General features: G+C 72.2%; 24 protein-coding genes. 15 read left to right on the top strand and 9 right to left on the bottom strand.

The features are described from left to right. The first annotated feature begins 266 nt into the window (after window positions 1-266). From IE271_RS09730 to IE271_RS09720, 3 genes are all read left to right on the top strand, one after another. Window positions 267-2,060: a DEAD/DEAH box helicase gene (locus IE271_RS09730; protein WP_190189801.1), complete on the top strand. Its 1,794-nt coding sequence runs from the start codon at window positions 267-269 to the stop codon at window positions 2,058-2,060. 527 nt (window positions 2,061-2,587) lie between these two features. Continuing rightward, the gene (locus tag IE271_RS09725) at window positions 2,588-3,238 is read left to right on the top strand and encodes an IclR family transcriptional regulator (protein ID WP_190189800.1); all 651 of its coding nucleotides are present in this window, start codon (window positions 2,588-2,590) and stop codon (window positions 3,236-3,238) included. A 55-nt stretch (window positions 3,239-3,293) separates the two neighbouring features. Continuing rightward, complete coding sequence (locus IE271_RS09720; RefSeq protein ID WP_190189799.1) at window positions 3,294-4,094, top strand: S16 family serine protease; 801 nt, start codon at window positions 3,294-3,296, stop codon at window positions 4,092-4,094. Between the two features lie 264 nt (window positions 4,095-4,358). Here IE271_RS09720 and IE271_RS09715 read toward each other — a convergent pair whose 3' ends face one another. From IE271_RS09715 to IE271_RS09695, 5 genes are read right to left on the bottom strand one after another with little or no spacing between them, the layout of a single operon-like run. Beyond that, window positions 4,359-5,336: a glycine betaine ABC transporter substrate-binding protein gene (locus IE271_RS09715; protein ID WP_190189798.1), complete on the bottom strand. Its 978-nt coding sequence runs from the start codon at window positions 5,334-5,336 to the stop codon at window positions 4,359-4,361. A 2-nt stretch (window positions 5,337-5,338) separates the two neighbouring features. Continuing rightward, window positions 5,339-6,229 (bottom strand): ABC transporter permease, encoded by an 891-nt coding sequence (locus IE271_RS09710; RefSeq protein WP_190189797.1) that lies wholly within the window; start codon window positions 6,227-6,229, stop codon window positions 5,339-5,341. Beyond that, complete coding sequence (locus tag IE271_RS09705; protein ID WP_373308740.1) at window positions 6,226-7,518, bottom strand: betaine/proline/choline family ABC transporter ATP-binding protein; 1,293 nt, start codon at window positions 7,516-7,518, stop codon at window positions 6,226-6,228. The genes IE271_RS09710 and IE271_RS09705 overlap by 4 nt, the downstream gene beginning before the upstream one ends. After that, window positions 7,511-8,158, bottom strand: a complete 648-nt coding sequence (locus IE271_RS09700; RefSeq protein WP_190189796.1) for an ABC transporter permease — start codon at window positions 8,156-8,158, stop codon at window positions 7,511-7,513. The genes IE271_RS09705 and IE271_RS09700 overlap by 8 nt, the downstream gene beginning before the upstream one ends. After that, window positions 8,155-8,664, bottom strand: a complete 510-nt coding sequence (locus IE271_RS09695; RefSeq protein WP_190189795.1) for an Lrp/AsnC family transcriptional regulator — start codon at window positions 8,662-8,664, stop codon at window positions 8,155-8,157. The genes IE271_RS09700 and IE271_RS09695 overlap by 4 nt, the downstream gene beginning before the upstream one ends. Window positions 8,665-8,795: 131 nt before the next feature. On the opposite strand from IE271_RS09695, the gene hppD reads away from it, so the two are divergent. Further along, on the top strand, window positions 8,796-9,941 hold the full coding sequence (hppD, locus tag IE271_RS09690) for a 4-hydroxyphenylpyruvate dioxygenase (protein ID WP_190189794.1): 1,146 nt from the start codon (window positions 8,796-8,798) through the stop codon (window positions 9,939-9,941). Window positions 9,942-10,089: 148 nt separating this feature from the next. Then, entirely contained in the window at window positions 10,090-11,496 is a 1,407-nt protein-coding gene (locus IE271_RS09685; RefSeq protein ID WP_190189793.1) for an FAD-binding oxidoreductase, read from the top strand. A gap of 71 nt (window positions 11,497-11,567) precedes the next feature. Here the strand turns inward: IE271_RS09685 and IE271_RS09680 are convergent, their stop codons facing one another. After that, on the bottom strand, window positions 11,568-12,035 hold the full coding sequence (locus tag IE271_RS09680) for an SsgA family sporulation/cell division regulator (protein ID WP_190189792.1): 468 nt from the start codon (window positions 12,033-12,035) through the stop codon (window positions 11,568-11,570). Between the two features lie 356 nt (window positions 12,036-12,391). Between IE271_RS09680 and IE271_RS09675 the strand changes: the two genes are divergently transcribed. Together IE271_RS09675 and IE271_RS09670 are read left to right on the top strand one after the other, a co-directional pair. Continuing rightward, a complete protein-coding gene (locus IE271_RS09675; RefSeq protein WP_190189791.1) occupies window positions 12,392-14,065 on the top strand; it encodes an RDD family protein in 1,674 nt (557 codons plus the stop codon). Between the two features lie 119 nt (window positions 14,066-14,184). Further along, window positions 14,185-14,868, top strand: a complete 684-nt coding sequence (locus tag IE271_RS09670) for an RDD family protein (protein WP_190189790.1) — start codon at window positions 14,185-14,187, stop codon at window positions 14,866-14,868. Between the two features lie 138 nt (window positions 14,869-15,006). On the opposite strand, the gene IE271_RS09665 is transcribed toward IE271_RS09670, so the two are convergent. Continuing rightward, on the bottom strand, window positions 15,007-15,258 hold the full coding sequence (locus IE271_RS09665; protein WP_190189789.1) for a hypothetical protein: 252 nt from the start codon (window positions 15,256-15,258) through the stop codon (window positions 15,007-15,009). Between the two features lie 471 nt (window positions 15,259-15,729). Here IE271_RS09665 and IE271_RS09660 point away from each other — a divergent pair, with 471 nt between their 5' ends. Next, the gene (locus IE271_RS09660) at window positions 15,730-18,066 is read left to right on the top strand and encodes an immune inhibitor A domain-containing protein (protein WP_190189788.1); all 2,337 of its coding nucleotides are present in this window, start codon (window positions 15,730-15,732) and stop codon (window positions 18,064-18,066) included. Between the two features lie 123 nt (window positions 18,067-18,189). After that, window positions 18,190-18,531, top strand: coding sequence for a hypothetical protein (locus IE271_RS09655; protein ID WP_190189787.1), 342 nt, complete (start codon window positions 18,190-18,192; stop codon window positions 18,529-18,531). A 37-nt stretch (window positions 18,532-18,568) separates the two neighbouring features. Here the strand turns inward: IE271_RS09655 and IE271_RS09650 are convergent, their stop codons facing one another. Both IE271_RS09650 and IE271_RS09645 read right to left on the bottom strand, forming a co-directional pair. After that, complete coding sequence (locus IE271_RS09650; protein ID WP_190189786.1) at window positions 18,569-19,153, bottom strand: isochorismatase family protein; 585 nt, start codon at window positions 19,151-19,153, stop codon at window positions 18,569-18,571. 238 nt (window positions 19,154-19,391) lie between these two features. Continuing rightward, window positions 19,392-20,720: a nicotinate phosphoribosyltransferase gene (locus tag IE271_RS09645; RefSeq protein ID WP_190189785.1), complete on the bottom strand. Its 1,329-nt coding sequence runs from the start codon at window positions 20,718-20,720 to the stop codon at window positions 19,392-19,394. Between the two features lie 79 nt (window positions 20,721-20,799). Here IE271_RS09645 and clpS point away from each other — a divergent pair, with 79 nt between their 5' ends. The 6 genes from clpS to IE271_RS09620 all read left to right on the top strand — a co-directional run bounded on the left by clpS (window position 20,800) and on the right by IE271_RS09620 (window position 24,899). Then, entirely contained in the window at window positions 20,800-21,117 is a 318-nt protein-coding gene (clpS, locus tag IE271_RS09640) for an ATP-dependent Clp protease adapter ClpS (protein ID WP_190189784.1), read from the top strand. 52 nt (window positions 21,118-21,169) lie between these two features. Further along, window positions 21,170-21,775, top strand: coding sequence for a DUF2017 domain-containing protein (locus tag IE271_RS09635; protein ID WP_190189783.1), 606 nt, complete (start codon window positions 21,170-21,172; stop codon window positions 21,773-21,775). Window positions 21,776-22,340: 565 nt separating this feature from the next. Further along, a complete protein-coding gene (locus IE271_RS09630) occupies window positions 22,341-23,792 on the top strand; it encodes an amino acid permease (RefSeq protein ID WP_190189782.1) in 1,452 nt (483 codons plus the stop codon). A gap of 76 nt (window positions 23,793-23,868) precedes the next feature. Then, window positions 23,869-24,291, top strand: coding sequence for a M67 family metallopeptidase (locus IE271_RS09625; RefSeq protein ID WP_190189781.1), 423 nt, complete (start codon window positions 23,869-23,871; stop codon window positions 24,289-24,291). Between the two features lie 125 nt (window positions 24,292-24,416). Then, window positions 24,417-24,512 (top strand): putative leader peptide, encoded by a 96-nt coding sequence (locus tag IE271_RS43885; protein ID WP_351279469.1) that lies wholly within the window; start codon window positions 24,417-24,419, stop codon window positions 24,510-24,512. 108 nt (window positions 24,513-24,620) lie between these two features. Then, window positions 24,621-24,899 (top strand): MoaD/ThiS family protein, encoded by a 279-nt coding sequence (locus IE271_RS09620; RefSeq protein ID WP_190189780.1) that lies wholly within the window; start codon window positions 24,621-24,623, stop codon window positions 24,897-24,899. The last annotated feature ends 1 nt before the right edge of the window (window position 24,900 follow it).

Raw genomic sequence — 24,900 nt, 5'->3', positions numbered from 1 at the left:
GGCCGACTGGGGCGTCCGGCGGCCGCGAGGACGCCGGGTGACCGCGGCGACACACGTCGACACGTGGAGGCACGCGGGAGGTACGCGGCGCGTACCGGCCGCCCGGACCGGCCGCCCGGACCCGGTCGCGGCCCCGCCCGCCGGCTCGTCTGTGAGCTGACTCGCATCCGCGTCCGGCGCCGGGTCGTCCGCGCGTTGACGGGGGCGGGCCACCGGTAGGGTGGCCCGGTTGTCGTACGTAACCGAGGGCCCCCGAATCGGAGACCGTGACTACCACCGCCGCCACCTCCTCGCACCACCTGTCTCCCGCCTTCCCCGGCCGTGCCCCCTGGGGCACCGCCAGCAAGCTGCGCGCCTGGCAGCAGGGAGCGATGGAGAAGTACATCCAGGAGCAGCCGCGCGACTTCCTCGCCGTCGCCACCCCCGGCGCCGGCAAGACGACCTTCGCCCTGACGCTCGCCTCGTGGCTGCTGCACCACCACGTCGTGCAGCAGGTGACCGTGGTCGCACCGACCGAGCACCTGAAGAAGCAGTGGGCCGAGGCCGCCGCGCGCATAGGGATCAAGCTGGACCCGGAGTACAGCGCCGGCCCGCTCGGCCGGGAGTACCAGGGCGTCGCCGTGACGTACGCCGGCGTCGGCGTGCGGCCGATGCTGCACCGCAACCGCGTCGAGCAGCGCAAGACCCTCGTGATCCTCGACGAGATCCACCACGCCGGTGACAGCAAGTCGTGGGGCGAGGCGTGCCTGGAGGCGTTCGAACCGGCCACCCGCCGCCTCGCGCTCACCGGCACGCCCTTCCGCTCCGACACCAACCCCATCCCCTTCGTCACGTACGAGGAGGGCGACGACGGGATCCGGCGCTCGGCCGCCGACTACACCTACGGCTACGGCAGCGCACTCGGCGACGGCGTCGTCCGCCCGGTGATCTTCCTCTCCTACAGCGGCAACATGCGCTGGCGCACGAAGGCGGGCGACGAGATCGCCGCGCGCCTCGGCGAGCCCATGACCAAGGACGCGATCAGCCAGGCCTGGCGCACCGCGCTCGACCCGCGCGGCGAGTGGATGTCCAGCGTGCTGCGCGCCGCCGACCAGCGCCTCACCGAGGTCAGGAAGGCCATCCCGGACGCGGGCGCCCTGGTCATCGCCTCCGACCAGGACTCGGCCCGCGCGTACGCCAAGCTGATCCGTGAGATCACGGGGACGAAGGCGACGCTCGTCCTCTCCGACGACGCGGGCGCCTCCGACCGGATCGACGAGTTCAGCAACAACGACGACCGGTGGATGGTCGCCGTCCGCATGGTGTCCGAGGGCGTCGACGTGCCCCGGCTCGCGGTCGGGGTGTACGCCACCACCATCTCCACGCCGCTGTTCTTCGCGCAGGCCGTCGGCCGCTTCGTGCGGTCGCGGCGGCGCGGCGAGACCGCCTCCGTGTTCCTGCCGACCGTGCCCGACCTGCTCACCTTCGCCAACGAGATGGAGGTCGAGCGCGACCACGTCCTCGACCGGCCGAAGAAGGAGGGCGAGGAGGACCCGTACGCCGAGTCCGAGAAGGAGATGGAGGAGGCGAACAAGGAGCAGGACGAGGACACCGGCGAGCAGGACATGCTCCCCTTCGAGGCGCTGGAGTCCGACGCCGTCTTCGACCGGGTCCTCTACGACGGCGCCGAGTTCGGCATGCAGGCGCACCCGGGCAGCGAGGAGGAGCAGGACTACCTGGGCATCCCCGGGCTCCTCGAACCCGAGCAGGTCCAGCTGCTGCTCCAGAAGCGGCAGGCGCGGCAGATCGCGCACAGCCGCAGGAAGCCCGACGAGGAGGCCGACCTCCTCGAACTGCCCGCCGAGCGGCGCCCGGTGGTCTCCCACAAGGAGATGATGGAGCTGCGCCGGCAGCTCAACAACCTGGTCGGCGCGTACGTCCACCAGAGCGGCAAGCCGCACGGCGTGATCCACACCGAGCTGCGCCGCGTGTGCGGCGGCCCGCCGAGCGCGGAGGCCACGGCGGGCCAGCTGAAGCAGCGCATCGCCAAGGTGCAGGAGTGGGCCACCCGGATGCGGTGAGACGGACCCGGCCCGCGGGGGAGCGCCGCGCGGGCCGTCGTGCCGGGCGGCGAGAGGCGGGCGGTCGGCCCGTTCCGCTCGCCGCGGCCCGTATCGCCCGGAGCGGCCCGTTCTGATCACTGCGGTCCATGTCGCCCGGGGCTGCCCGTGTCGACCGGAGTGGACTCCTTCAGCTGAAAGATCCCCTTCTGTCCGGAGCGGACTGCTCCGATCGGAAGAGGATCTTCCGTATAGGGGCTCGCTGTGAGTGACGGGACGAGCGGCCCCCTTATGCGGACAAACTGTCCGCTCCTCGGCGGGCGTTGCCCGGATTCTGGACGGAGCCTTCCGCTGAGCGGACCTGCTCGCTACTGTCACGCTACGCACACGCCCCGTGGCAGCGCAGCCGCGGAGCGCAGCCGGTGCCCGCCCGGGGTGTGCCCGGGACGCTTGCCACCGGCGGCCTCTGATGCGCGTCGCCGACGGGACCGGCGACCCACCCGCCGCGAAGGAAGGCCGCCGGCCCTCACCACGAAGGAGTGGGCGTCGTGACCGCGGAGACCTCCCAGACACTCGACCGGGGACTGCGTGTCCTCAAACTGCTCGCCGACACCGACCACGGCCTGACCGTCACCGAGCTGTCCGCCAGGCTCGGCGTGAACCGGACCGTCGTGTACCGGTTGCTCGCCACCCTGGAGCAGCACGCCCTCGTCCGCCGGGACCTGGGCGGACGGGCCAGGGTCGGCCTCGGCGTGGTGCGCCTGGGCCGCCAGGTGCACCCCCTGGTACGCGAGGCCGCGCTGCCCGCGCTGCGCTCGCTCGCCGAGGACATAGGCGCGACGGCGCACCTGACCCTCGTCGACGGCGCCGAGGCGCTCGCCGTCGCCGTCGTCGAGCCCACCTGGACCGACTACCACGTCGCGTACCGGGCCGGCTTCCGGCACCCGCTGGACCGGGGCGCGGCGGGCCGGGCGATCCTGGCCGCACGCGCCGCGCGCGCCACGTCCGCCCACGACCCCGGTTACACGCTCACCCACGGCGAGCTGGAGGCCGGGGCGAGCGGGGCCGCGGCCCCGCTCGTCGGCGTGACGGGCGTGGAGGGCAGCGTCGGCGTGGTCATGCTGTCCGACGCCGTGCCGGAGCGGGTGGGGCAGCGCGTGGTCGACGCGGCGCGGGAAGTGGCCGAGGCGCTGAGCTGAGCCCCGGCCCCGCCCGGCGGCCGCCCTCCGGGCGCCCCCGCGTTAGATTGATCCCGTGCTCTCTCGTCTCTCCCGCCTTGCGCGCCCCAAGGCCGTAGCCGTCTGTGCCGTGCCCTTCGTGGCCCTGCTCGCCACGGCGGTGTTCGCGCCGCTGCCGTTCTCGGTGGCCGAGCCCGGCACGACGGCGGACGTGCTGGGGGAGAACAAGGGCGAGCCGGTCATCACCATCAAGGGCGCGTCCACCCGGAAGACCACCGGTGAGCTGCGGATGACGACGATCCTCGCCACCGGCCCGGACGCGCGGACCAGCCTCGGCGACGTGGTCGACGGCTGGTTCCGCACGGACCGCGCCGTGATGCCGCGCGACGCGGTCTACCCGGGCGGCGGCAGCGTCGAGGAGATCGAGCGGTACAACCTCGACGAGATGAGGAAGTCGCAGGACACCGCCACCGAGGCCGCGCTGTCCTACCTGGGCGAGGACGCCGGCGACGTCGACGTCACGCTGCGGCTGGCCGACGTCGGCGGGCCGAGTGCGGGGCTCCTCTTCTCGCTCGGCATCGTCGACAAGCTGGAGGGCGACGGCAGCGGGGGCGACCTCACCGGCGGCCGCACCGTCGCCGGCACCGGCACGATCGCGGCCGACGGCACCGTGGGCCCGGTCGGCGGGGTCGCCCTCAAGACGCAGGCCGCGCGGCGCGACGGCGCCACGGTGTTCCTGGTGCCCGAGGCGGAGTGCTCGGACGCGAAGACGGAGCTGCCCGACGGCCTGCGACTCGTCCCGGTGACCACCCTCAAGGGGGCGGTCGCGTCCTTGGTGGCCCTGCAGAAGGGCGAGGGCTCGGTCCCGGCCTGCTGACGGCCATGGCGCCCGGCACTCAGACGTCCGGCACTCAGACCCTCGCCGGCACCGGCGCCTGCCCGGCCCTCAGTCGGCACAGCGGTCTCCGGCCGCCCCTGCCGCTCACGGCGCCGCACCCCGGCCGACCCCGGTCCCGCCGCTGACGGCGGCGGGACCGACGGGCGACAGCCGCCGACCGACGGCCGGCGACGGCCGCCGACCACCGACGGCCGCCGACCGGCGGCCGTCGCGCGCCGGCGACAGCAGTCGCCCGCCCGCGTCTCAGCCCTCCTTCACCAGCCCCTCCCGCTTCATCCAGTCCAGTGCCACCTGGTGCGGGTCCTCGCCGTCCACGTCGACCTTCGCGTTCAGCTCCTGGGCGACGTCGTTGGTCAGCTTCGCGGTGACCGGGGCCAGCACCTCGGCGATCGCCGGGTACTTCTCCAGCGCCTTCGTGTTGATCTCGGGGGCGGCGTTGTAGTTCGGGAAGAAGCGCTTGTCGTCCTCCATCACCACCAGGTCCATCGCCTTGATGCGCCCGTCCGTGGTGAAGACCTCGCCGAAGGTGCAGCTGCCCTTCGCCGCCTCGGTGTAGATGATGCCGGTGCCCATCTGGGTGAGGTTGCCCGGCGGCACCTTCATGCCGTACTTCTTCTCCATGCCCGGCAGGCCGTCCGCGCGGTTGGCGAACTCGCCCTCGATGCACAGCGTGACCGCGTCCGGATTCTTCCTGGCCAGTTCGGCCACGTCCGAGAGCGTCTTCGTGCCGTACTTCTCGTAGTTCTCGCGGTTCATCGCCAGCGAGTACGTGTTGTTCAGCTTCGAGGGCTCCAGCCAGGTCAGGCCGTTGCGGGCGTCGGCGTCGCGCACCGCCTCCCACTGCTCGCGCTCGTCGGTGAGGGGCTCGCTCTCGCCCAGGTAGGTGATCCAGGCGGTGCCGGTGTACTCGTACGTCGCGTCGGCCTCGCCGGTCCTGACCGCCTCGCGGTTGCCGACGGACCCCTGGATGCCGGTGCGGTCCAGGACGTCCGCGCCGGCCGCCTCGAAGGCGATGCCCATGATCGCGCCGAGGATCAGCTGCTCGGTGAACTCCTTCGAGGTGACGGTGAGCTCGGCGCCCTTCAGGGGCTGCCCCCGGCCCACCGTGCCCGGCCGTACCTCGTCGACCATGGGGGAGCCGCTGGTCAGGCCGCAGCCGGCGGTGCCGAGCAGGGCCATGGCGGCCAGCGCGGCCACGGCGGACGTTCTCGTGCGTCGCATCCTCACGCGCGCGCCTCCAGACCCCGGGGGCTGAGGACCAGCTCGGCCAGTGACGCCAGCCAGTCCACGAGCAGTGCCAGGACGACGGTGAGGACCGAGCCGAGCATCAGGACCGGCATCCGCTGGTTGGTGATCCCCACGGTGATCAGTTCGCCGAGGCCGCCGCCCCCGCCGAAGGTGGCGAGGGTGGCCGTGCCGACGTTCAGGACCAGTGCCGTGCGCACGCCCGCCAGGATCAGCGGGACGGCCAGCGGCAGCTCGACCCGGGTCAGCACGCCCAGCGGGGACATGCCGATGCCGCGCGCCGCCTCCAGCAGCGTCGGGTCGTTGGCCCGCAGCCCGGCGATGGTGTTGGACAGCACGGGCAGGACGGCGTAGACGACGATGCCGATCAGGGCCGCCTTCTGGCCGGTGCCGAGCCAGATCACCAGCAGGGCGAGCAGGCCGAGCGCCGGGGTGGCCTGGCCCGTGTTCGCCACGGTCATCGCGACGGGAGCGGCCCGGCGGAAGGGGCGGCGCGTGAGCAGGACGCCCAGCGGGATCGCGATGATCAGCACGAAGAACGTGGAGATCACGGTGAGTTCCACGTGCTGGCGCAGCGCCTTCCAGACCTGTCCGCCCCCGATCGCGTTCCGTGAGAGCTGGTCCAGGTCGGCCTGGCGGAACCAGAGCCAGGTGGCCAGCAGCACCACCGCGAGCACCAGCGGCAGGAACGTCAGCTTCTGCCAGGTGACGCGCCGCTCCCGGTCCGCGTCGGGCGGCGGGGAGGCGTCCTGCGCCTCGTCCGCCCCGGCCCCGTCCGCGCCCTCGTCGCGGAAGGCGAGGCCCTCGACCTCGTACTCGCCCTCGGGGCGGGTGCCGCGCCCTGCGGACGGCGTCCGCGAACCGCTCACGCCTGCACCTCCCCGGGACCGGTGCCCTCCTGCTCGGCGTGCGTCCGCGGGGACCGCGCCTCCTGCAGCTCGTGCTGGTGCTCCAGCGCGTCGAGCCGGTCGGCCTCCAGCAGCTCGTGCACGGAGTTCATCAGCGTCTCCATGTCGACCACGCCCGTGTACTCGCCGCGCCGCCCGGTCACCGCGACGCGTCCGGCGTTGTCGGTGAGCACCGCCTCCAGCGCGTCGCGCACCGTGGCGTCCCTGGTCACCGTGTCGTGCACCAGCGTGCCCGCCCGCGCCAGTGAGCCCCTGGCCCGCATCAGGTCGCCGCGGCGCAGCCACTTGTAGGGCCGGCCGCGCTTGTCGAGCAGCAGGATCTCGTTGGTGCCGGACGAGCGGAGCTTGTTGAAGATCTCCTGCAGCGGGTCGTCGACGGTCACCGTCGGATAGTCGGTGATCTCCACATCGCGTACGCGGGTGAGGTTCAGCCGCTTCAGGGCCGCGCCCGCGCCCACGAAGCCGGAGACGAAGTCGTCGGCCGGGTTGGTGAGGATCGCCTCGGGGGTGTCGAACTGCGCGATGTGCGAGCGCTCGCGCAGGACCGCGATCCGGTCGCCCAGCTTGATCGCCTCGTCGAAGTCGTGGGTGACGAAGACGATCGTCTTGTGCAGCTCGTGCTGGAGCCGGATCAGCTCGTCCTGGAGGTGGTCGCGGGTGATCGGGTCGACCGCGCCGAACGGCTCGTCCATCAGCAGCACGGGCGGGTCGGCCGCGAGCGCCCGGGCCACGCCGACCCGCTGCTGCTGGCCGCCGGAGAGCTGGCGCGGGTAGCGGCTCCGGAACTCGCCCGGGTCGAGCCCCACCAGGTCGAGCATCTCCTCCACCCGCGCCCTGATCCGCGCCTTGGGCCAGCCGAGCATCTTCGGCACGGCCGCGATGTTCTGCGCGACGGTCAGGTGGGGGAAGAGGCCGGAGGACTGGATCGCGTACCCGATCTTGCGGCGGAGCTTCACCGGGTCGATGTGGGTGACGTCCTCGCCGCCGATGCGGATGCGGCCGCCGGTCGGCTCGATCAGCCGGTTGATCATCTTCAGCGTGGTGGACTTGCCGCAGCCGGACGGGCCCACGAAGACGACCAGCTCGCCGGCTCTGATCTCCATGTTCACGCTGTCCACGGCCGGCTCCCGGCTGCCGGGGTAGCGCTTGGTGAGGTTCTCCAGCTCGATGGTGGCGCCGGTGGTCCGCGCCTCCGTGGGCCGGGCGCCGGACTCCGAGGTCGCGGTCTTGGTCTCGGTCGTCTCAGGCACGGATCCCCCTCGGGATGGTCAGCCGTCCGATCAGGACGTAGGCGGCGTCGAAGAGCAGCGCGAGGACGATGATCCCGAGCGTGCCCGCGAGCACCTGGTTGAGCGCGTTCTTGCTGCCGAGCGAGCCGATGCCGCGGAAGATCTCGTTCCCGAGGCCGGGCCCGGAGGCGTAGGCGGCGATGGCCGCGATGCCCATCAGCATCTGGGTGGAGACCCGGATGCCGGTCAGGATCGGCGGCCAGGCCAGGGGCAGCTCCACCCGCAGCAGCCGGGCCGTCCGCGACATCCCGATGCCCCGCGCGGCCTCCACCAGCGAGGGGTCGACGCCGCGCAGCCCGACGATCGCGTTGCGGACGACCGGCAGCAGCCCGTACAGCACCAGGGCGGTGACCGTCGGCGCCACCCCCAGGCCGACGACCGGGATGAGCAGGCCGATCAGGGCGAGCGAGGGAATGGTCAGGACGGTGGAGGTGGCCGTCGTGGCGATGTTGCCCGCCCAGCCGCTGCGGTAGGTGGCGACGCCGATGAGCACGCCGATGACCGTGGCCAGCACCATGCACTGGAACACCGCGCTGGCGTGCTGGAACGCGTCGCTCAACAGCTGCTGGTGGCGGTTGCCGAGGTAGTCCCAGAAGCTCACAGGCCGTCACCCCGCCGCTCGGTCGTCCACTGCCGGTCGCGGTCCTCCGCGGCCTGCTCCACCAGCGGGAGGATCCGCAGGGGGACCGGGTTCTCCATGACGATCGCCGTGGAGGCCCGGACGATGCCATCAAAGCCCACCACGAGATCGATCACTCGTTGGAGATCGGCGTTCGAACGGGCGACGAGCCGGCAGAGCATGTCGCCGTGACCGGTGGTCGTATGCAGTTCCAGCACCTCCGGGACGGTGTCCAAGTGGGCCCGCACCCGGGCCCCTTGGCCTTGCTTGATCTCCAGCGTGGCGAACGCGGAGACGGGATAGCCCAGTGCCGCGGGGTCGATGTCGGGGCCGAAGCCCCGGATGACTCCGTTCGACTGAAGCCGGTTGAGCCGGGCCTGCACGGTGCCGCGCGCCACGCCGAGCCGGCGCGAGGCCTCCAGCACCCCGATGCGCGGCTCCCGGGCCAGCAGCACGATGAGCCGGCCGTCCAGCCGGTCGATCCCCATGAGCCCACCCCTCGGCCTGTCGTTGGTCATCCTGTACACATCGACCGCACCTACTGGCGGGTCTGTGTGCAACTTGCCCAGCGATCGCGCAAACAATTGCGCAGGTTGCGGAAGAGGGGGAATCTGCCGCCATGACTGAGACCCTCGGGCACACCCCCGGAACCGTGCGGCAGGACGACCCCTTCCCGGTGAAGGGGATGGACGCGGTCGTCTTCGCCGTGGGCAACGCCAAGCAGGCCGCCCACTACTACTCGACCGCCTTCGGCATGCGACTGGTCGCCTACTCCGGACCGGAGAACGGCAGCCGCGAGACCGCGAGCTACGTGCTGGAGAACGGCTCCGCGCGTTTCGTGTTCACCTCCGTCATCAAGGCGTCCACCGACTGGGGCCGCTTCCTCGCCGACCACGTGGCCGAGCACGGCGACGGCGTCGTCGACCTGGCCATCGAGGTCCCCGACGCGCGCGCCGCGTTCGCGTACGCCGTCGAGCAGGGCGCCCGCCCCCTCGCCGAGCCGTACGAGGTCAAGGACGAGCACGGCACGGTCGTCCTCGCCGCGATCGCCACGTACGGCAAGACCCGGCACACCCTCGTCGAGCGCACCGGCTACGAGGGCCCGTACCTGCCCGGCTACGCGGCCGCCGACCCGATCGTCGAGCCGCCGGCCGAGCGCACCTTCCAGGCGGTCGACCACTGCGTGGGCAACGTCGAGCTCGGCCGCATGAACGAGTGGGTCGGCTTCTACAACAAGGTCATGGGCTTCACGAACATGAAGGAGTTCGTGGGCGACGACATCGCGACGGAGTACTCCGCGCTGATGTCGAAGGTGGTCGCGGACGGCACCCTGAAGGTCAAGTTCCCGATCAACGAGCCCGCCGTCGCCAAGAAGAAGTCCCAGATCGACGAGTACCTGGAGTTCTACGGCGGCGCGGGCGTGCAGCACATCGCCCTCAACACCAACGACATCGTCCGGACCGTGCGCACCATGCGCGCGGCCGGGGTCCGGTTCCTGGACACCCCGGACTCCTACTACGACACGCTGGGGGAGTGGGTGGGCGACACCCGCGTCCCCGTCGACACCCTGCGCGAGCTGAAGATCCTCGCCGACCGCGACGAGGACGGCTACCTGCTGCAGATCTTCACCAAGCCGGTCCAGGACCGCCCGACCGTCTTCTTCGAGCTCATCGAGCGGCACGGGTCCATGGGCTTCGGCAAGGGCAACTTCAAGGCCCTGTTCGAGGCGATCGAGCGCGAGCAGGCCAAGCGCGGCAACCTCTGACGGCCGTACGTCCCCTCGCGTCAGGGGGCCGCGGCCCGGCGGTCCGCCGCCGGGCCGCGGCGCCCGCCGCACGCCGGCCGGAGGAACGCGGTCCGGCACGCGAGGGTGGCGCAGACGGGTTCACACCGGATGCGGCCGGTGTCACGCTGTGATCATGAGCCGTATCGAAGCCGCACCGGACGCGGTCCAGGGCAACCTCGTGGACCGGCTGCTCGCGGGCCTGCCGCCCGAGACCCTGCTCACCGACCCCGACGTGACCGCCTCCTACGCCCACGACATGGCGAGCTTCTGCGCGGCGGGCGCACCCGCCGTCGTGGTGCTGCCGCGCACGGTCGAACAGGTCCAGCATGTCATGCGCACGGCAACCGAACTGCGCGTCCCCGTCGTCCCGCAGGGGGCCCGCACCGGCCTGTCGGGCGCCGCCAACGCCTCCGAGGGCTGCATCGTGCTGTCCCTGGTCAAGATGGACCGCATCCTGGAGATCGACCCCGTCGACCGGATCGCCGTCGTCGAGCCCGGCGTCCTGAACGCCACCCTCTCCCGCGCGGTCGACGAGCACGGCCTGGCCTACCCGCCGGACCCCTCCAGCTGGGAGATGTGCACCATCGGCGGCAACATCGGCACCGCCTCGGGCGGCCTGTGCTGCGTGAAGTACGGCGTCACCGCCGAGTACGTCCTCGGCCTCGACGTGGTCCTCGCGGACGGGCGGCTGCTGCGGACCGGCCGCCGCACGGCCAAGGGCGTCGCCGGCTACGACCTCACGCGCCTCTTCGTCGGCTCCGAGGGCTCGCTCGGCGTCGTCGTGCGCGCCGTCCTCGCCCTCAGGCCCCGGCCGCCGCGGCAGCTGGTGCTGGCCGCCGAGTTCGCCTCGTCCGCCGCCGCCTGCGACGCGGTCTGCAGGATCATGGCCGAGGGCCACGTGCCGTCCCTGCTCGAACTCATGGACCGCACGACGGTCAAGGCGGTCAACGACCTGGCGCACATGGGCCTGCCGGAGACCACCGAGGCGCTGCTGCTCGCCGCCTTCGACACCCCCGACCCGGCCGCCGACCTCGCCGCGGTCGGCGCCCTGTGCGAGGCCGCGGGCGCCACCCAGGTCGTGCCCGCGGAGGACGCGGCGGAGTCCGAACTGCTGCTGCAGGCGCGGCGGCTGTCGCTCACCGCGCTGGAGGCGGTCAAGGGCACCACGATGATCGACGACGTGTGCGTACCGCGCTCGAAGCTCGCCGCCCTCGTCACGGGGGTCGAGAGCATCGCGGAGAAGTACGGCCTGACCATCGGCGTCTGCGCGCACGCCGGAGACGGCAACACGCACCCGACCGTCTGCTTCGACGGCGCCGACCCCGACGAGTCGCGGCGCGCCCGCGAGTCGTTCGACGAGATCATGGCCCTCGGCCTGGAGCTCGGCGGAACGATCACCGGCGAGCACGGCGTCGGCGTCCTGAAGAAGGAGTGGCTGGCCCGGGAGATCGGCCCGGTCGGCCTGGAGATGCAGCGGGCGGTCAAGGCGGCCTTCGACCCGCTGGGCCTGCTCAACCCGGGCAAGCTCTTCTGACCCCGTCCTGGCCCCGGCCCGTCCCGGTCCCGACCCGCCCGGTCCCGGCCCGCCCGGTCCCGCCGGGCGGGTCAGCAGTCCCCTTCCTTCTCCTTGGAGTCGTCCCACAGGCGGAACTCGTCGGCCGGGGTCGGCGCGAGCAGTTCCGCGAGGCCGTCGTCGATGGCCAGCCGCTCGCTCTCGGTGCCCGGCGGCACCACCCGCAGGGTGCGCTCCAGCCAGCCCGAGATCTGGGCCGCGGGCACCTCCAGCAGGGCGTCCCCGTCGGGCGAGCTCAGCGCCATCAGGACGACGCTGCGCCCGGCGACCTTCGTCGGCCACACCCGCACGTCGCCGTGGCCGCAGGGCCGGAACACCCCCTCGACCAGCAGTTCGCGGGAGAAGGTCCAGTCGACCGGGTGGTCGGTGCCGACGTGGAAGGTGACGTGCACGGCGTAGGGGTCGTCGGTGTAGTACCCGAGCCGCGCGGGCACCGGGACACTGCGCTCGGGGGACAGGACGAGGCGGAGCTCCAGCTCACGTTCCACGACGGTGTGCATGACGTGCGGTTCCTCTCTCGGTCAAGGCCTCGGGGTTCGGGCCCGTACGAGTGGAGAGGGCGTGGGACCCGGAGCATTACGCGAGTTCGGAGGGTTTTCTTCCGGCCGGTTGCGTGTGCCCCGGATGCCGGCGTGCAAGCCCCTCCGAGCCCGCGGACCGAGTGCCCCGCAACCCGGAGAACATGACCGAAGTTCCCCCGAAAGGTGGCACCCACACCTAGGTGGCTTCGAGCCGTATCCGTGGCAAAGAGGCGCTCGAAGGGGGGAGGTACGGCGGGACCGGCCGTGGCGGATGGTCCCGTCTGATAGATGTGGGGGACCCCATATGACCCCCGAGCAGATACGGGACGACGGACATGAGCGCCCCAACCCCGGCACCCGGTGACGACAGGCCCCGTGAGGGGTACTACCCGGACCCGTCCATCCCTGGATACGTCCGGTACTGGAACGGCACGGCCTGGGTGCCCGGCACCAGCCGTCCGGCGCCGTCCGACGGCACGCCGCTCCCGGCGCCGCCCGGCGCGTCGGCCCCGTCCGCGCCCGCGGCACCGGCACCCGCGGACCCCCCGCCCGCGACGCCCGCCACCTCCGTGCCCGCGTCCGCAACGCCCGCCGCCTCCGTGCCCGCGTCCGCGACGCCCGCCGCCTCCGCGCCCGCGTCCGCGTCGACCGAGGAGACGGGCCCGCACTTCTTCGACGAGGACCCGCCGGCCGCGGCGCCCGCCGACGCCGGGCACGGCAGCCGTCCCGAGCCCGCGTCGGCCTGGGGCGCCGACCGCTCCCGGCAGTCCGGCTTCGGCGGCGACCAGGACCACCGGGTGTCCTGGGGCGCGCCGCAGGGCGCCGACCCCCGCGTGCCCGCGGAACCGGCCCGGCCCGGAGACGACTCCGGGCGCACGGACGGCACGGTCACCTTCCGGCGCCCCACGGCGGACGACGCCCCCGCCGAGCGGCCCCCGGCCTCCGACGGCACGTTCGTCTTCCGCCGCCCGACCGGCCCGGCCCGGCCCGCTGCCGCCGGCACGGGGTCCGCGGCCGGGCCCGACGCGGCCGGCGGAAGCCGCACGCCCGCGGCGAACGCACCGACCGCACCGAGTGCGGCGGCCGCGTCGGGCGCGCCGCAGGCGGGCGCCTCCGCCCCCGCGGCCGGCTCCGGCGCGGCGGCGGCCGGCGGCGAGCGCCGCGACTCGCTGTCCCCCGAGGGCACGATGGCGTTCCGGGCCCTGTCCCAGAAGGTTGCCCAGGAGCGCGCGGCCCGCGTCGCCGCCGACCCGGCCCCTCCGATCGGCCCGCAGGCCGCGGCACCCGCGGCGCCCCGGCAGAACGGCCCCGTCCTGCCCCCGCAGGGCACCCGCTCCGCCCAGCCGCAGCAGCCGCAGCAGCCGTCCGCCGCGCCTGTCGGCCCGATGACCTCCGGCCCCGGCGGCGGGCAGCCGTCCTGGGCGCAGCAGGTGCACCGGCTGGCCGGCGCCGAGGGCGGTCAGCCCGTGGTGCCGTGGAAGCCGGTGACGGAGGACCCGTTCCAGGCGGCCGCCCGGGCGCAGGCGGCGGCCCGGCCCGCCGGGCTCGGCAGGCGGCTGGCCGCGCGGCTCGTGGACACCCTCGTCCTGGCCGCCGTCACCGGCGCGGCCGCCGTGCCGCTCTGCCTCAGGGCGGTCGACCACGTCGACGGCAAGATCGAGGAGGCCAGGCTCTCCGGCGAGACCGTCACGGTGTGGCTGATCGACGGCACCACCGGCGTCTACCTCGGCATCGTCCTGGCCGTCCTGCTGCTCTTCGGCGTCGTCTACGAGGCGCTGCCCACCGCCAGGTGGGGCCGCACCCTCGGCAAGAAACTGTGCGGCCTGGAGGTCCGCGACATCGAGGGCCACGAACCGCCGTCCTTCGGCGCGGCCCTGCGCCGCTGGCTCGTCTACAGCGTCCCCGGCGTCCTCGTCGTCGGCGTGGTGGGCGTCCTGTGGTGCCTGTTCGACCGCCCGTGGCGCCAGTGCTGGCACGACAAGGCGGCCCACACCTTCGTGGCGGGCTGACCGGCACCGGAGCCGCGCTCCGGCCCGCCCGGCGGGACCGGTTCCGTACCGGACGGGAGGGTACCCCGGACGGCCGCCCGCCGGATGCGGAGGCCACCGGTTCGCGGTCGACTCGGGCCATGAGCACCGAACCGCCGCCCTCCGACCCCGGGCAGCCCCCGGACGACGACCCGTTCAGGAAGCGGCAGCCTCCGCCCGGCGGCGGCTCCCCGTACGACACGCCGCCCCCGCCGGGCGGCTCGCCGTACGGCAACCCGCCTCCGCCGGGCGGCGGTTCCCCCTACGGCTCCCCGCTTCCGCCGTACGGCGGCGACCCGTTCGGCGGCGGCCCCCTCGGCGGCGACCCGCTCGCCGGGATGCCGCCGCTCGCCGACCCGGCCAGGCGCGTGTTCGCCCGGCTCGTCGACATGGTCCTCGTGGGCGTCGTGGTGTACCTGGTGTGCCTGCTCTTCGGCGTGCACCAGTACAAGGTGGACGACAACGGGGTCCGGCTCGACGACGGGTTCTGGCAGTCCCTGATCGCCGCCGTCCTCTACGTCGCGTACGACACCTTCATGGTCTCCCTCGACGGGCAGACGCTCGGCAAGAGGCTGTTCCGCCTGCGGGTGGCGAACCTCCGGGACGGCTCCACCCCGCTGGTGCCGACCGCGCTCGTGCGCGCGCTCGCGCTGTGGCTGCCGTTCGCCTTCTGCTGCGCCTGCGTCTGGACGGCCGTCGCGGGCGGCTGGAGCCTCATCGACCGGCCCTACCGGCAGGGGCTGCACGACAAGGCGGCCAGGACCGTGGTGGTGAGCACCGCTTGACGACCCGGCGGGCGAAGCGTCCGGGATGTCCGGGCCGGGCGGGCGGGACGCGGCGCGGGAGCCGCCGCGGGGATCGTACGGAACGGCGGGCTCCGGTGCGTACGGGTCCGCCGTTCCGGATGTCGCCCGTACGAGGGGTCAGGGGTTCGCGGGTTCCCTGGCGGACGCGGGGACCGGCACGCGCTCGCGCTCGGCGGGCGCGGCCTTCTCCGCCTCCGGCTTCGGCAGGGGCACCGTCCAGGCGACCAGCAGTCCCAGGATGAGCGCCGAGACCGCTATCACCGCGATGGCGGGGACCGAGGTCGTCCCGGAGAGCAGCAGCATGGCCAGCGTCGAGAGGACCACGGTGCAGGAACCGTAGACGAGCTGGATGACGGTCGGACGAGGCATGGCAATCCGTCCTCAGGGGTGGAACTCCCCCCGTGCCTCTCGATGGGGGAGTGCGCGGACAGAAATCGGTGCACGACAACGCTGTCGGCTTGGCGTCGCCGGTGTGTACCGGTACTCCGCCAATCGACTCTATTCGCCTGCATGCCCGAGGGGAACAACGAGTAAGCGGCGCCTTACCAGCGGTGCCGGTGCACGGGGGGCGCACGGATTCATGCGCATCCGCCACATGGGCGTTCGAACGCGCCCGGTGCGAGGGCGCGGGAGGTCACGGGGCGGGCCGGTGCGGACGCGTGAACGTCCGGATGACGGACAGTTGACCCTGCGTATAGTGCACTTGGCCTGCACAAGTCAAGTCTGTCTTTTCTCTCGTAAATTCGATCGAATGTCGTCACTTGACACGCGTATACCGCGCGCGGACCCACCCCAAGAGGCCCCTCCATCCGCGCGACCGGGCGCGGGGGAGGACATCAAGTGACCAGCAGACCCTGGACGTTCAGAACGGCCGCAGTGGGAGTCGCGCTCGCCGCGGCCACCGCCGGCTTCTCCACCTTCGCGGTGGCGCAGGCGGCCGACGGCTCGGCGCCCGCTCAGGTGGACCGGCGCGACCCGCAGCCGGAGAAGGCCAAGGAGCACGACTTCGACGGCCCGCTGAGCAAGACCCAGGAGGCCCAGCGCCAGGAGGCCCTGAACCAGGTCATATCCGGCGAGGCCAAGGCGACCGACCGCAAGGGCTCGAAGGTCGTCAAGCTCAAGGGCAAGAACAAGTACGTCGAGCTGGGCCGGGAGAAGACCGACAAGATCTTCACGATCCTGGTCGAGTTCGGCGACAAGGTCGACAGCAGGTACGGCGGCACTCCCGGCCCGCTGCACAACCAGATAGCCGCGCCGGACCGTGCCACGGACAACAGCACGGACTGGAAGGCCGACTACGACCAGAAGCACTACGAGGACCTGTACTTCGGCGCCGGCAAGGACACCGAGTCGCTGAAGAAGTACTACGAGAAGCAGTCCTCGGGCCGCTACTCGGTCGAGGGCGAGGTCTCCGACTGGGTCAAGGTGCCCTACAACGAGGCCCGCTACGGCTCCAACAAGTGCGTGCCCGACACCTGCGCCTGGAACGCCGTCGCCGACGGCGTGACCGCGTGGGTCGCCGACCAGGAGGCGGCCGGCAAGTCGGACGCCGACATCAAGGCGGACCTGGCCCAGTACGACCAGTGGGACCGCTACGACTTCGACGGCGACGGCGACTTCAACGAGCCCGACGGCTACATCGACCACTTCCAGATCGTGCACGCCGGCGAGGACGAGTCCGCGGGCGGCGGCGCGCAGGGCGAGGACGCGATCTGGGCGCACCGCTGGTACGCGTTCGGCACCGACGCCGGCTCCACCGGCCCGGCCGGCAACAAGCTCGGCGGCACGCAGATCGGCGACAGCGGCATCTGGGTCGGCGACTACACCATCCAGCCGGAGAACGGCGGACTCGGCGTCTTCGCCCACGAGTACGGCCACGACCTCGGCCTGCCGGACGAGTACGACACCAACGGCGGCGAGAACGGCACCGGCTTCTGGACCCTGATGTCGTCCGGCTCCTGGCTCGGCACCGGCAAGGAAGCCATCGGCGACCTGCCCGGCGACATGAACGCCTGGGACAAGCTGCAGCTCGGCTGGCTGAACTACGACGTGGCCCAGGCCGGCAAGAAGTCCACCCACACGCTGGGCGTGGCCGAGTACAACACCAAGAACAAGCAGGCGCTGGTCGTCGAGCTGCCCGACAAGGAGGTCACCACCGAGGTCGTGACGCCCGCCCAGGGCGCCACCCAGTGGTGGAGCGGCAGCGGTGACGACCTGAAGAACACGCTGACCCGGTCCGTGGACCTCACCGGCAAGTCCTCCGCCTCGCTGTCGCTCGACGGCTGGTGGGACATCGAGGAGGGCTACGACTACCTCTACACCGAGGTGTCCACCGACGGCGGCGCCAACTGGACCGCCCTGGACGGCACGGCCGACGGTGCGGCGATCCCGCGCGACGGCGCCGACAAGCCCGCGCTGACCGGCAGCGTCGACGCGTACAAGAAGCTCGCCTTCTCCCTCGACGCCTACGCGGGCAAGAAGATAGACCTGCGCTTCCGCTACCAGACGGACGGCGGCGTGGCCCAGAAGGGCTTCACGGCCGACGAGATCTCCGTGACGGCCGACGGCGCGACGCTCTTCGGTGACGACGCCGAGACCGCGGACGCCGCCTGGACCGCCGACGGCTTCTCCCGGGTCGGCGCCTCGTTCACGAAGGACTACCCGCAGTTCTACATCGCCGAGAACCGCCAGTACGTGTCGTACGACAAGACCCTCCAGGTCGGCCCGTACAACTTCGGCTTCTCGACGACCCGCCCGGACTGGGTGGAGCACTACCCGTACCAGAACGGTCTGCTGATCTCGCTGTGGGACACCTCCCAGGCGGACAACAACACCGCCGACCACCCGGGCCAGGGCCTGATCCTGCCGGTGGACGCGCACCCGAAGGCCATGAAGTGGTCGGACGGCACGCTGATGCGGAACAAGATCCAGACCTTCGACTCGACGTTCAGCACCTACCGGACCGACGCGTTCACGCTGCACAACGCCGGCAAGGCGCTGAAGGTCAAGTCGCAGAAGGGCGTCTCGGTCTTCGACGACCGCAAGGGCTCGTACTACGACGGGGCGAACCCGACCGGCAGTGTGAAGGTCACTGACACCAACACCCGGATCAAGATCGTCAAGGAGCCGCGCGACGGCTCGACGGTCACCGTCCAGGTGGGTCCGTCGACCAAGTAGTTTTACGTTTTCCCTGGTCAGAGCATGATCGGCCGCGACCCCCTTGGCGGGGCGCGGCCGATCGTGTTTAGGTGCGTGCTGTGACCCGCTTATTGACACCGCAGCGCACGAGGGGATGACCGCATGGCCGCAGGAGGCTTCAGCAGACTGCCGAACGGGACGGTCGTGGTGGCACTGAACCTGCCCAGCCCGCTCCCCGGGGGCGACCCCGTGCGCGTCCTCGTGCACGCCGGGAACCGCGCCCGCGCGCTGACCCGGCTGCGCAACCTCGGCCTGCGCGCCGTCTACCTGCGCGGCAACACCGAGCCGCCCACGCCGGACGAGATCACGGCGGTGCTGCACCACCCGGACGGCCTGATATGGCGCACCCCGCCCGCCGCCGACGCCGCGGTCACCGAGCTGTGGCGCCCGATCCGGGCCCTGTTCGCCCGCCCGGCGACACCGCCGGCACCGCAGGGCGTCTAGCCGGCCGCCGCAGGGAGCGGGGAGGCCGGCCGAGGGGTCAGACGACCGGCTTGCCGGTCAGCTCCACGCCCGCCGCGCGCAGCTCCTCCAGGGCCCGCTCGGTGGTCTCCTCGGCCACCCCGGCGGTGAGGTCGAGCAGCACCTGCGTACGGAAGCCCTCGCGGGCCGCGTCCAGGGCGGTGGCGCGCACGCAGTGGTCGGTGGCGATGCCCACCACGTCGACCTCGTCGATCTCGCGCGTGCGCAGCCAGTCGGCCAGCGGCGTGCCGTTCTCGTCGACGCCCTCGAAGCCGCTGTAGGCGGCCGCGTACGCGCCCTTGTCGAAGACGGCGTCGATCGCGCCGGAGGCGACCGCCGGAGCGAAGTTCGGGTGGAAGCCCACGCCCTCGGTGCCCGCCACGCAGTGCGCGGGCCAGGAGTGGACGTAGTCGGGGTGGTCGGCGAAGTGGTTGCCCGGGGCGATGTGGTGGTCGCGGGTGGCGACCACGTGGCGGTAGCCGGCGGGGGCCTGGGCGATCAGCTCGGTGATCGCGGCGGCCACGTCGGCGCCCCCGGCCACCGCGAGGCTGCCCCCTTCGCAGAAGTCGTTCTGCACGTCTACGACGATCAGTGCGCGGCGCATGGTCGGTGTCCTTCGGCTGTGGGGTCGGCGGGTGGGTGCGGGCCCGGCCGTCGGTGCCGAGCCTAGGGACTGCGAGCCGGGGGCGGGAGGGCTCGAACGCGCTGCCGTGGGTCACGGCGGACCCTGCGTGCATTCCCGCTCGCCGCCCGTTCATGCCCGTCGAGGGGCTGGAGGGGCCCGTGTGTGCCCGGAGTCACGGAGCCGCGCCGGCTCCGTGACGCTCCGGCCGCCCGCCGGGTCAGACGTACTCCGTCGGGAGCACGGGCTCCCCGCGGGAGAGCTGGGTCGCGGACAGGGGGAGGTTCGCGCGGGCCGTGGCGTGCCGGTCGCGGACCACGTCGAGGGGCTCGCGGGACAGCACCCGGCCGTCCTCGACGAGCTTCACCAGCAGCTGCCGGTCGGCGAGCTCCTGCGGGACGGGGCCCGTGCCGACCACCTCGGCCTGGGCGGTCCCGTGCTCGTCGACGCGCCGGGCGGCCCACTTGCGGCCGCCCACGGAGGTCTTGCCGCTCGACGACCTCTTGGCCACCGGCGTCAGCGGGGCCTTCGGGTCCGCGGAGTCGGCCCGGGCCACCAGCTTGTAGACCATGGAGCTGGTCGGATGGCCGGAACCCGTCACCAGCTGGGTGCCCACGCCGTACGCGTCGACGGGCGCCGCGGCCAGCGAGGCGATCGCGTACTCGTCCAGGTCCGAGGTGACGACGATCTTCGTCCGGGTGGCGCCCAGCTCGTCGAGCTGCTGGCGCACCCGGTGGGCGACGAGCAGCAGGTCGCCCGAGTCGATGCGCACGGCGCCCAGCTCGGGCCCGGCGACCTCCACGGCCGTGCGGACGGCCTCGGCCACGTCGTAGGTGTCGACCAGCAGCGTCGTGCCCCCGCCCAGGGACTTCACCTGCGCCCGGAAGGCGTCCCGCTCGCTGTCGTGCAGCAGCGTGAAGGCGTGCGCGCTGGTGCCCACCGTCGGGATGCCGTAGCGGAAGCCCGCGGCCAGGTCGGAGGTGCTGGCGAAGCCGCCCACGTAGGCGGCCCGGGAGGCGGCCACGGCGGCCAGCTCGTGGGTGCGCCGGGCGCCCATCTCGATCAGCGGCCGGTCCCCGGCGGCCGAGGACATCCGGGAGGCCGCGGCCGCGATGGCGGAGTCGTGGTTGAGGATGGAGAGGATCACCGTCTCCAGCAGCACGCACTCCGCGAAGCTGCCCTCGACCCGCAGCACGGGCGAGCCGGGGAAGTACACCTCGCCCTCCGGGTAGCCCCAGACGTCGCCGGAGAAGCGGTAGCCGGACAGCCACTCCAGGGTCCGGTCGTCCACCACCCGCTGCTCGCGCAGGAAGCCGAGGACGTCCGCGTCGAAGCGGAAGTTCTCGACGGCGTCCAGCACCCGGCCGGTGCCGGCCACCACGCCGTAGCGGCGGCCCTCCGGCAGGCGCCGGGTGAAGACCTCGAAGACCGAGCGGCGGTCGGCGGTGCCCCCCGCCAGCGCGGCCTGCAGCATCGTGAGCTCGTAGTGGTCCGTGAAGAGCGCTGTCGACGGCACGTCCACCGGCAGCCCCAGGTCCGCAGTGTTCATGGCGGGGATGCTACGCCAATCTCGTCACTTTGACGATTTCTGGGCTCCGTTTGTGCGCGACCCCACCCCAAGTGGCAGCATGGGCACTGTGACGGCTCCCGCACCCCTAGAGATCGAGCAGACCGAGTCGGTGGAGGAGGTCTCCGCCGTACCGGAGCCGGACCTCCCCTGGGTCACCATCGTCCACAACGACCCGGTCAACCTCATGAGCTATGTGACGTACGTCTTCCAGACGTACTTCGGCTACCCCAAGGACAAGGCCACCAAGCTCATGCTCGACGTGCACAACAAGGGGCGGGCGGTGGTCTCCAGCGGCACCCGCGAGGAGATGGAGCGCGACGTGCAGGCCATGCACGGCTACGGGCTGTGGGCCACCCTCCAGCAGGACCGCAAGTAGCGCCGTCCGCGGCCGCCAGGACCGGAAGAACCGGAAGCAGCGAACTCACTTCATGCCTGGACAATTCGAACGGATCTCGGGCGGCGGCGCGGCCGTCGCACTCGACGAGGTCGAGATCTCCATCATCCGCTCCCTCGCGGTGCAGCTCCTGGAGCTGATCGGCCCCGGGCCCGCCGAGGACGCCCCCGACGACCCGCTCGCCGAGCTGTTCGCGCAGGGACCGACCGAGCCGCCCAAGGACCCGGTCCTGCGACGGCTGTTCCCCGACGCGTACGGCGGTCCCGGCGGGGAGGCGGAGTCGCCCGGGGAGGCCGAGGAGCAGCGCGCGGCCTCCTCGGAGTTCCGCCGCTTCACCGAGAACGACCTGCGCGCCGGCAAGCGGGAGAACGCCCTCGCGGTGGTCCGCTCGCTGGACGCGCTGACCCTCGCGGGCGACGGCGGCGCGGTGCTGAAGCTCTCCGCCGAGGAGTCCCGGCAGTGGCTGGGCGCCCTCAACGACCTGCGGCTCGCCCTCGCCTCCCGGCTCGACATCGTCGACGAGGAGGACACCGACCTGATGTACCGGCTGCCGGACGAGGACCCGCGCAAGCCGATGGTGATGGCCTACCTGTGGCTGGGCGGCCTGCAGGAGACGCTGGTCGAGACGCTGCTGCCCTGAGCCCCCGGCGGCGACCCGCCCGCCCCGGGCCGTCCGCGATGCCGCCCCGGGCCGCCGGGCGGCCCGCCGAGGCGTCCGGCGCGGCCTGCCGTCCCGAGCCGCCGGCGGCGCCCTGCCGCCCTGGGTCATCCGGCGGCCTGTCACGCCGGGTCACCCGACGTCCCGCCCGGTGGTCCGCCGCCGCGGCTCGTCCGGCGGTCCGCCGTTCCGGGCCGTTCGGCGGCCGACGGTCGCGGGCCGTTCGGCGGCTCGTCCCCTTCTGTTCGCTCAGCGGGTACTCAAATCCGCATAACGATCCAGTCACCACGATGTGGCCGTTCGCACCTGCAAGCGCTTTTCGTCCGCTTTTCTCTGTGGAGTGCGCCACACGCGCTGCCGTCGATCATCTCGCGAGCCGTGATAGATCTTCACGATCGCCCGACGGGACACCACCCATGCCCCGCCGGGTGCGCCACCCAGCCGGCTGACCGCCGGCACGGCAGACAGCTCCATCATCCGGGGGGATCGGGACCCGATCCGAAGCCGCCGCACGGCTCGGATCGACATGGAGAAAGGCGCACCAAGAATGACCTCATCGCAGGTCGGAAAGAAGTACGACGGCAGTGAGGCCGTGAGCGGCGACGCCCCCGAAGAGGGATACGAGCGCGGGCTCAACAGCCGTCAGGTCCAGATGATCGCCATCGGCGGCGCCATCGGCGTCGGCCTCTTCCTGGGGGCCGGGGCGAACATCGCCAAGGCGGGACCCAGCCTGATCGTGATGTACGCCCTCGCGGGCGTGATCATCTTCTTCATCATGCGGGCGCTCGGGGAGCTCCTGCTCTACCGCCCGGTGTCGGGCTCGTTCGCCGAGTACTCCCGCGAATTCCTCGGCCCGTTCTTCGGGTATCTGACCGGCTGGACGTACTGGCTGCTGTGGGTGGTCACCGGCATGGCGGAGCTGACCGCCGCCGCGATCTACGTCAACTACTGGTTCCCGGCGATTCCGCAGTGGGTGACGGCACTCGTCTTCCTGGTCGTCCTGTTCGTGGCCAACCTGATCTCGGTGAAGCTCTTCGGCGAGATCGAGTTCTGGTTCTCGATGGTCAAGGTCACCGCCATCATCGGCATGATCGTGATCGGTCTGGGCGTCCTCACCTTCGGCTTCAGCTCCGCCGGCGACACCGCCGCCGTCTCCAACCTGTGGGCCTTCGACGGCTTCTTCCCCAAGGGCATCGGCTCCTCGCTCATGACCCTGCAGGGCGTGATGTTCGCCTACCTCGCCGTCGAACTGGTCGGCGTCACGGCCGGTGAGTCGGAGAACCCCGAGAAGACCCTGCCCAAGGCGATCAACACCCTGCCCTGGCGCATCGCCCTGTTCTACGTCGGCGCCCTCACCGTCATCCTGTGCGTGGTGAAGTGGACGAGCTTCAGCGCGGGCGTGAGCCCCTTCGTCGAGGCCTTCGCGCAGATCGGCATCCCGGCCGGCGCCGGCATCGTCAACTTCGTCGTCCTCACCGCGGCCCTGTCCTCCTGCAACTCGGGCATGTACTCCACGGGCCGCATGCTGCGCAGCCTCGCGGACAACGGCGAGGCCCCCAAGGTCTTCAACAGGCTCTCCGCCTCCAAGACGCCCGCCTTCGGCATCACCGTCTCGGTGCTCTTCATGGGCATCGGCGTGGTCCTGAACTACGTCGTCCCGGAGAAGGCCTTCGGCTACGTCACCTCCGTCGCCACCGCGGCCGGCATCTGGACCTGGCTGATGATCCTGATCAGCCACATCCTGTACCGCCGGGCCGTCGTCGCCGGGCGCCTGCCCGCCTCGTCGTTCCCGGCGCCGGGCGGCTCGGTGTGCAGCTGGATCGCCGTCGTGTTCCTGCTCTTCGTCACCGGCCTCATCGCCTACGACTCCGAGGCGCGGATCTGCCTGTACGTGATGGCCGGCTGGGCCGTCGTCCTCGGCATCGGCTGGGCCGTGCTCAAGAGCCGGAACCCGCAGGTCACCCAGCGCGACCAGAGCGTCCTGGAGAAGACCGGCTGACCGGTCCCGCCCAGCATGCGGGCCGCTCCGTACCACCCCTCGGTACGGGGCGGCCCTTCTGTCTATCCTGGCCGACATGCTGACCCTCACCCAGGCGCTGTACGACCAGATCGTCGCGCACGCCCGCGCCGACCACCCCGACGAGGCCTGCGGCGTCGTCGCCGGGCCCGCCGGATCCGGCCGCCCCGAGCGGTTCGTCCCCATGCTGAACGCGGCCCGCTCGCCCACGTTCTACGAGTTCGACTCGGGCGACCTGCTCAAGCTCTACCGCGAGATGGACGACCGGGACGAGGAGCCCGTGATCATCTACCACTCGCACACGGCCACCGAGGCCTACCCCTCCCGCACCGACATCAGCTACGCGAACGAGCCCGGCGCCCACTACGTCCTGGTCTCCACCGCGGACGCCGACGACGCCGGCCCCTTCCAGTTCCGCTCGTACCGGATCGTGGACGGCGAGGTCACCGAGGAGGAAGTGAAGGTCGTCGAGGCGTACTGAGCCCGGCTCCGGCGGCGGCCGGCGGGACCGCCGCCCGCCCGCCGCCGTCTCGCATGGCGGAGGGAACGTTCCACGATGTGGGATCAGCTTCCGGGATCCCGGCCGGGAATCGATACGATGACCCCATGGTTCTCCACGACGTGAGCAATGAGACCCCGGGCGCCCTGCTCGTGGCGCGGCTGCACGTCGACCTGTGCCGGCTCGCCAGCGCCATCTGTTGACACGTTCCGCCGCACGGCCGTGAGCCGCGGCTTCCCACGCGCAAGACGGACGCTCTCCCGTGCTGCCGCGCGCCCATCGACCCCCTCTCCCGACAGGAGCTCCCAGCCATGGCCATCGAGGTCCGCATCCCCACCATCCTGCGCCAGTACACCGACGGCCAGAAGGCCGTGGAGGGCAGCGGGGAGACCCTCGCCGAGCTCTTCGCCGACCTGGAGACCCGCCACGCCGGCATCCAGGCCCGCATCGTCGACGGCGGCGAGCTGCGCCGCTTCGTCAACGTCTACCTGAACGACGAGGACGTCCGCTTCCTCGACGGCATCAGCACCAAGCTCACCGACGGCGACAACGTCACGATCCTGCCGGCCGTGGCCGGCGGCATGGCCTGAT

Source organism: Streptomyces minutiscleroticus, from assembly GCF_014650875.1.
In the GTDB taxonomy this organism is placed as follows: Bacteria; Actinomycetota; Actinomycetes; order Streptomycetales; family Streptomycetaceae; genus Streptomyces; species Streptomyces minutiscleroticus.
The sequence above is the reverse complement of the archived record's forward strand: the minus strand, read 5'-3'. Positions and strand labels throughout refer to the sequence as shown.